This window comes from Solemya elarraichensis gill symbiont, assembly GCF_002021095.1.
Taxonomy (GTDB): domain Bacteria; phylum Pseudomonadota; class Gammaproteobacteria; order Chromatiales; family Chromatiaceae.
Map to the genome: position 1 here is coordinate 1 of NZ_MPRK01000075.1, position 7,438 is coordinate 7,438.

Sequence of the window (7,438 nt, forward strand, 5' to 3'; positions counted from 1 at the left end):
CATCCAGTTCCTGACTACTGTAGACTTCCATATCCACGAGTAGACTGAATTCCATCTCGTTTGGCGATAGTGTAACTATAGTGTGTCTGTTGGCTCGGCATCAATCCGCGCTGTCATGCTATTCGGGTGACTGCAATGAGCAGAAATTCTAGCACGACGGAAGGTCTGATTGTGCGACGCAAAAAAGCATACAGAGGACATGGCTGCCCGGTGAAGATCCAGCGTGCTATAATACCCGACTAATTTAATAGGTAATTCCTCTCCGGAGTTTTGGCGGAATCATGACGGAAGCAGTAGCGGACAAGAAAGCGGCACGGACTGAAATCACGCAACACGTGATGGGACTGCTCGATTTGTGGCGACTCGATACGAGTGAAATGCAGGCGCTTCTTGCCATGCCCTCCAATGTTCGATCAAGAAGTTTTCACAAGTTCCGTGAGGGTATCGAACCTTTTCCGGAAGATGAGAAGGTTCTACGCCGCGCAGGCTATCTGCTCAGAATTGCCGATGCACTTCGTACCACCTATCCGCAGAATCCGCGCATGGCCGGAATGTGGATTCGCCAGCCACATCGCCGTTTTGGTCGACGCACTCCGTTGTCAATTATTCTCAAGGATGGCGAGAGCGGCCTGATCGCAGTGCTGTCGGAACTCGATTGTACTTTCTCCTGGGATCTGACCGGCTCGAAGCAGGGCTGACAAGCGGCGGTAAGCAGACATAAATTCGGATTTCTCCCTTACCGTCAGGGGGTGCATCACAACATCAGAAAATGCTTCTATAAGCAAAGCATTTGTATATACATAAGTACGTTTATCCACATTGCCCTGCCTGCCACAAGAAATTAACCCCTTAGCTGACTAGGGTTCAGTGATGACGCAGAAAAGCTCTTTAACTTATTGAAATAAATGCCATTTAGATTCTGTATAAAAAATGACCAATTTATTACATCCCTTTTGCCATCAAGCGATTGCGCTGAGATTCCTATCTTACTCACAAAGTTATCCACAGCAATTGTGGAAAACTTTGAGTGCGCCTTAGGTATAACCCTGACAAGTTCACGAGGGATCAGGTACAGAGACTGATTCTGTCATGGAACAATTAGTGGGGCGTTTTCTTTCAGTGCTGTTATAATGCGCCGCCTTGAACTTAAATCCCTCCCGTCAGGAACCCTCTGTGATCCAGAAATTACGAAATATCGCCATCATCGCGCACGTCGACCATGGTAAGACAACACTCGTCGATCAGCTGCTGCAACAATCCGGCACCCTTGGTGATCGTTTCGGCCCTGTCGAAAGAGTCATGGACTCAAATGATCTCGAGAAAGAGCGTGGCATCACGATCCTCTCGAAGAACACGGCGATTGTCTGGAACGACTACCGCATCAATATAGTTGATACTCCCGGCCACGCCGATTTCGGTGGTGAAGTCGAGCGCGTTCTGTCGATGGTCGATTCAGTACTGCTGCTTGTAGATGCGCAGGAAGGACCGATGCCGCAAACACGCTTCGTGACCCAGAAGGCATTCGACCATGGCCTGCGTCCGATCGTCGTGGTTAATAAGGTTGATAAGCCGGGCGCACGTCCCGACTGGGTCATCGACCAGGTATTTGATCTTTTCGATCGTCTTGGTGCCACTGATGAGCAGCTCGATTTTCCAATCATCTATGCATCGGCAATCAATGGTTATGCAAGCATCGAGGATTCTGATCGGGAAGGTGACATGCAGCCGTTGTTTGAGGCAATCGTAGAGCACTGCCCAATGCCGGAAGTCGATCCTGACGGTCTCTTCAAGATGCAAATATCCAACCTGGACTACAGCAGCTATGTCGGTGCAATCGGCGTTGGCCGTGTCACAAGTGGCAGCGTCAAACCGAATCAGCAGGTGATTGTTGTCAAACCTGATGGTGAGCAATACAAGGCCAAGATCGGCCTGGTCTACGGTTACATCGGTCTGGAGCGGAACGAGGTGGAGATGGCCTCTGCGGGCGACATTATCGCCATTACCGGTCTCGCTGCACCGAACGTCTCAGACACCCTGTGTGATCCGGAGGCGGTAGAAGCACTGCCACCGCTGTCGGTCGATGAGCCTACCGTCTCCATGACCTTTCAGGTCAACACCTCCCCGTTTGCCGGCAAGGAAGGCAAGTACCTGACCTCGCGTCAGCTCAAGGAGCGTCTCGAACGAGAACTGATCCACAACGTGGCACTGCGCGTTGAAGAGGGCACCGATCCGGAGAAATTCAAGGTTTCCGGACGTGGTGAATTGCACTTGTCGATCCTGCTCGAGAATATGCGTCGTGAAGGTTACGAGTTGGCTGTCTCGCGTCCGGAGGTTATCTTCCGTGAAATTGACGGTGATGTGTGCGAACCGTACGAGCAGCTGACAGTTGACGTGGAAGAGAAGAACCAGGGCGGCATCATGGAAGCCCTGGGTGAGCGTAAGGGCGACCTCAAGAACATGGTGCCAGATGGTAGCGGTCGTGTGCGTCTTGACTACATTATTCCGTCACGTGGCCTGATCGGTTTTCAGACCGAGTTCATGACACTGACTTCCGGTACCGGGCTTATCTACCATGTGTTTGATCACTATGGTCAGACCCAGAAGGGTGGAATCGCGCCACGTCACAATGGTGCTTTGATTTCCAATAGCACCGGCAAGGCGCTCGGCTATGCACTCTTCAATCTGCAGGATCGTGGCAAGCTCTTCATCAGCCATGCTGAAGAGGTATACGAAGGCCAGGTTATCGGTTTGCATTCGCGTGACAATGATCTGACTGTGAACCCGCTGAAGGCGAAGCAGTTGACCAACGTACGTGCTGCAGGTACTGATGAAAATCTGATTCTGACACCACCGCTCAATTATTCACTTGAGCAGGCACTGGAAGCGATCGAAGATGATGAATTGGTCGAGATCACACCCAACGCAGTCCGCATCCGCAAACGTCACCTCAAGGAACACGAGCGCAAGAAGGCATCGCGCGAGTCGAATACCTGATACTGAATAATCAATTGCCGCAGGGTGGGTTGAGCCGAGGGCGAAACCCACCGGCAATGGATGTTAATATCATCTGTTGATAACATCTGAAAAGACAGACAATTCTCATGCTTTCCGGTTTGCGCGTCCTTGCGGTTTTTTTATTGACGATTGTAGTTGCCTTGCTTCTCAGCGCGCTGGTGAATGCACCTCTGTATGACGCCTTCCCCGAGCTCTCGTCCCGTGGGCCGCATAAGCTGATGAATACCACCGGCAAGCTGTTCATGATCCCGATGTTCCTGTTTTTGCTCGCCTGGTATGGCCTCAACAACAAGCAGGCGCTTGGTTATGGTCTGGAGCGCCGACTCTTCATCACAGAATTGTTCAGGGGCCTGCTGATGGGGATTGGAATCCTGTCGGTGCTGAGTATTGCGCTGGTTGTTCTCGATATCCGCTTTCTGAGGCCTGTTGGTGACGATTTCGCGATGATCCTGCTGAAGGCGCTAATCGGGGGGCTTGTCGGCGGTATTCTCATCGGTTTTATCGAGGAGACATTCTTTCGAGGTGGTATCTACGGTGCGATGCGTAGGCGCGCCGGCTTTCCTGTTGCGTTGCTGCTGTCGAGCCTGCTCTATGCGTCGATGCACTTTATCAAGCCGCTGCCACTGCCAGCGGGCGACTCTTCACATTGGTACAGTGGTTTCCTGATCCTGCAGGGGAGTTTTGATCAGCTAGCAGATTGGGCCACGATGGACTCTTTTATCGGCCTCTTTGCAGTTGGTCTCTATCTCGCTATCGTACGTGAACGCACCGGTAATCTTGCCTATGTTATCGGTCTGCATGCAGGCTTCGTATTTGTGATCAAGGTGGTACGCAAGATCACCAAGGTCGATTCGAGCGAACCATTGAGTGTTCTGGTCGGCGGCTATGATGGAATGGTGGGTTACCTGTCTGCGACAGGCTTGCTGATCCATGCAACCCTGACCTGGTTCTTCTGGCGCAGGAACAACCGTGAGTAAACGGTTTTACATAATGGCTGTTGACCACCTGCTTCTCTAGAGCTCGCGAATCCAGTCACTCCATGAGCCAACATACAGCTTTGAACCATGCATACCAGCAATCTCCATCGCCAGCATGTTGTGGACCGCGGTGACCCCTGAGCCGCACATGTGCACGACGCTAGCGGCATCACAATCCCCAAGCAGCCTGGTGTATCGATCTCTGAGTGTATCGGCTGGCAGAAAACAGCCAGCTTCATCAAGATTATTCTGGAAAGGGTGGTTAACGGCACCGGGAATGTGCCCGGCAATCCTGTCGATCTGCTCCACGACTCCTTCGAAACGTTCAGCGGTGCGGGCATCGACAAGTGTGATTGAGCGCTTCTCCAGGCCCTCGGCGACTGACTGCCTGTCGAGCCATTGATGGTCGTCACCCGCGGCCTTGAAGTGGCCGGCTTCTAAATGCGGTGCTGTGTTTTCGAGCGGACGCTGTTCTGCTGTCCACTTCTGCCAGCCACCATTGAGAATGGCGACTTTTGTGTGACCCAGCCAGCGTAGCATCCACCACAGGCGTACTGCGTAAGCGCCCGACATATCGTCGTAGACGACAACCTGTGAATCATTGCTGATTACCCATGCTTCGAGTCTGCTGACCAGTTCCTCCACATCGGGCAGTGGGTGCCGGCCTGTTGCCGGCGTCACTTCCGAGGCAAGGTCCCGGTTGAGGTGGGCATAGCTAGCATTTGGCAAGTGGGATTGCCTCCAGGATTGCTCTCCGCTGTCTGGATTTGCAAGGTCAAAACGGCAATCGACCACAATTGGTTGTTGGTTGGCCGCCGACTGCATCTGTAGCCGGGCCAGTTCATGGGTCTCTATCAGGAGGCTGTAACTCATTGGGTTAGGATACTCTGATATACGGCTTGATTGATATTTATCAATCTTCAGGTTCGTTCCGCCATCGATAATAGACAATTATTACCTGTTTGACCTGGATGGAAAAGAGAATGAGTCTACCAATGGAAATAGGAAGTCTGCTTGGTGTGCTGGTATTGGCGCTGCTGGTGCTTGCCGTGGCGCTGATGATGCCTTATGCAATCGCCCGCAACCTGATTGACGGGCACACTTATCGCAAGCAGCTGGGTGACGGCCTCGATAGCCTGCGCATCTCCAACATGCTCGGCTTCCTTGGTATCAACAGGGCGGAATACCTGCATACGGAGCAGGGTGTTGATATACAAAAGCACATGGTGAAATGTGATGCCTGTGAAGACAAGGAGCTGTGTGACGATGTGCGTGCATCGGAGCGTCAAGCGGAGACGGACCTCAGTTTCTGTGCCCACATCGAAGATCTGAAGAGAATAGAAGAGGAGCAGAAAAGCAGCACCGTAGCGGAACCTGTTCAGTAACTCCCCGCAGTCCTGCAGCAACGCTTCCCGACCACCTCTCTCAACTCATAATCAACCGCGTGAAACCGGCAATACCGGTGTCAGGTAAAGAGAAGCGGGAGGTTGCTCGATGGGAAGTTGGTGAGATTCGGAAAGATATCATCAATATCTGACGAATTGAGACCAAACCACTCTGCCAATGCGGCACCATACTGATCAATCGCGGTTGTCGGTATGATGCGTCCATCATTTCCGGCATCATCCTGCCCGCCAACTGCACCGAGTTGCAGGGATGGGAGTGTGCCCAAAACCTTTCCTCCATTGACCGCGCCACCCATAACGAGTGCATGTGCCCCCCAGGCGTGGTCTGTGCCATCACCATTGATCGTCAGGCTGCGGCCAAATTCCGATGCCGTGAAGGTTGTGACTGAATCAGCATAGCCTTCTGCATCCATGGCCTGCTGGAAGAGTGACAGGGCAGTATCTACCTGTCCGAGTCGATAGGCGTGAGTCTCGAGCTGATTGCCGTGAGTATCCCATCCGCCGAGACCGACAAAAATGATCTGGCGTCTCTGGTTGAGAAGTGGGTCATCTCGCATGGAGATCAGTTGTGCTGCGACTCTGAGCTGATTGGCTAGCGAGTTGCCGGTAATTGTGCCGAAATCCGGTGCGCCGGCCAATGCAGACTGAATCACTGCAACGCTGTCTTTGGTTGAATCACTCGCGATTGCGTATGTCTCTTCGAGTGGATTTGCACTCAAATGGCTATCGGCAAGGATCTGGCTCCAGGCGTTGGAGCGATCATTTGATCCGTTGATGTAAGAGACGTTTGTTAAGCCACTGCTGCCAATACTCAACTGAATGACATCATTTCCGACTTCCCACGGATGAATGCCTGTCATGGTGTAAAGCGCCTGAACACTCGAGGCGCTGTTCGTATCCATGATCATGTCTGCCATACGCCCACCCCAACCTGTACGAACCTGGCCGGGATTGGGCTCCTCGCTCGTCTGCCAGTAGTTCTGCATATGGCTGTGTGAAAAAATTCCACTTGGCAGCAGGATGCCGTTATTTTTTCTGTCCAGGTACTGCGCTCGAGTCACGGGCTCAATCAGGTTGCCGGTATTTGCAACCACTGCAAGCTTGTTACTGTTATAGAGGCTGGTGATATTCGGCATGCTTGGATGAAAAGCATATTCGCCGTGAGAGATTCCGGGGTTCTCCGGGTCATATGCCTCGACGACATCTGCCGGGTTGATTTGGTCTGGATTTACCCCCTTGGTGATTTCGAGGCCGGACCTGGCAGTTTCATAGTATGTTCTTTGATCGCCGGAATAGGGGATGAACATATTGAAAGAATCGTTGCCGCCAAACAGGAATACGCAAACCAGTGTTTTATGGTCTGTCAGCGTATTGCCGTAATCGCTGCTGCCAGCTGCATAGGCTGACTGGATCAGCTGCAATTGTCCCTGGTAGGAGAGCAGGGATGTGCCACCTGCTGCAAGTGCAAGTTGTTTGAGAAACTGGCGTCTTTTTAAATCGGTTGTTTTGCTCATCATGTAACTCCCTACTTTTGAACCAGGTATTCAGGCGATGAAATAATTAGCGTCAGGGCATCCATCACCATTTTCATTCTTTCCTCCTCGTTGAGTGAGTAAGAGAAATTTGTGAACAGGTGATTGCTGAGTATGGTCCTCAACTCGGTGCTCATGGCATCACTCAGCAGAAGAAGACTCATGTAGTCGAGCAGGGGGCCTGTGACCTCTGTTTCGGTCAGCGCCGGAGTGTCTGGAACCAGGCTCAGTTCATATGTGAGGTCCGGCCTTGAATAGGTACAGCCGGTGTTGAATGCATTCTGGATTTGCCGGTTAAGCGAGTTCAGCAGTTGCACCATGGTCGTTTCAGTCGTGATCTGGAACTCGGGTGCGACCAGCTCCTGGTCATTCAGGTTGGGTGGGGAGTAGTCCGGGCGATAAAAATTGAATACCGAAGGCGATTTTAGCAAGGCCTGCCCATAGAGCCCGATAAAGCCCCGGTGTGATGTATATGGCATCTTGTAATAGGGCGTATTCGTGGCTTTGC

7 protein-coding genes are annotated in these 7,438 nt (G+C 52.1%); 4 read left to right on the top strand and 3 right to left on the bottom strand.

Features of this window, described 5'->3' with window-relative positions:
• The first annotated feature begins 281 nt into the window (after positions 1-281).
• From BOW51_RS05345 to BOW51_RS05355, 3 genes are all read left to right on the top strand, one after another.
• Positions 282-698: an antitoxin Xre/MbcA/ParS toxin-binding domain-containing protein gene (locus BOW51_RS05345; RefSeq protein ID WP_078476793.1), complete on the top strand. Its 417-nt coding sequence runs from the start codon at positions 282-284 to the stop codon at positions 696-698.
• A 475-nt stretch (positions 699-1,173) separates the two neighbouring features.
• Positions 1,174-2,994 (top strand): translational GTPase TypA, encoded by a 1,821-nt coding sequence (typA, locus tag BOW51_RS05350; protein WP_078476794.1) that lies wholly within the window; start codon positions 1,174-1,176, stop codon positions 2,992-2,994.
• Positions 2,995-3,137: 143 nt separating this feature from the next.
• Positions 3,138-3,992 carry a CPBP family intramembrane glutamic endopeptidase gene (locus BOW51_RS05355; RefSeq protein WP_167367240.1) on the top strand — a complete coding sequence of 285 codons (855 nt, stop codon included), beginning with the start codon at positions 3,138-3,140 and terminating at the stop codon, positions 3,990-3,992.
• A gap of 36 nt (positions 3,993-4,028) precedes the next feature.
• On the opposite strand, the gene BOW51_RS05360 is transcribed toward BOW51_RS05355, so the two are convergent.
• Complete coding sequence (locus tag BOW51_RS05360; RefSeq protein ID WP_078476796.1) at positions 4,029-4,865, bottom strand: sulfurtransferase; 837 nt, start codon at positions 4,863-4,865, stop codon at positions 4,029-4,031.
• A 110-nt stretch (positions 4,866-4,975) separates the two neighbouring features.
• On the opposite strand from BOW51_RS05360, the gene BOW51_RS05365 reads away from it, so the two are divergent.
• Complete coding sequence (locus tag BOW51_RS05365; RefSeq protein WP_153039625.1) at positions 4,976-5,377, top strand: hypothetical protein; 402 nt, start codon at positions 4,976-4,978, stop codon at positions 5,375-5,377.
• A gap of 80 nt (positions 5,378-5,457) precedes the next feature.
• Here the strand turns inward: BOW51_RS05365 and BOW51_RS05370 are convergent, their stop codons facing one another.
• Both BOW51_RS05370 and BOW51_RS11100 read right to left on the bottom strand, forming a co-directional pair.
• Entirely contained in the window at positions 5,458-6,912 is a 1,455-nt protein-coding gene (locus BOW51_RS05370; protein ID WP_167367241.1) for a DUF1501 domain-containing protein, read from the bottom strand.
• A gap of 11 nt (positions 6,913-6,923) precedes the next feature.
• Positions 6,924-7,438 (bottom strand): DUF1800 family protein (locus BOW51_RS11100; RefSeq protein ID WP_167367242.1); only part of this gene is annotated, 515 nt, incomplete at its 5' end.

Excerpts from the sequence above, each read along its gene's own strand:
- BOW51_RS05360 (WP_078476796.1), bottom strand. The coding sequence starts at position 4,865 with ATGAGTTACAGCCTCCTGATAGAGACCCATGAACTGGCCCGGCTACAG.
- BOW51_RS05365 (WP_153039625.1), top strand. The coding sequence starts at position 4,976 with ATGAGTCTACCAATGGAAATAGGAAGTCTGCTTGGTGTGCTGGTATTG.
- BOW51_RS05345 (WP_078476793.1), top strand. The coding sequence starts at position 282 with ATGACGGAAGCAGTAGCGGACAAGAAAGCGGCACGGACTGAAATCACG.
- BOW51_RS05370 (WP_167367241.1), bottom strand. The coding sequence starts at position 6,912 with ATGAGCAAAACAACCGATTTAAAAAGACGCCAGTTTCTCAAACAACTT.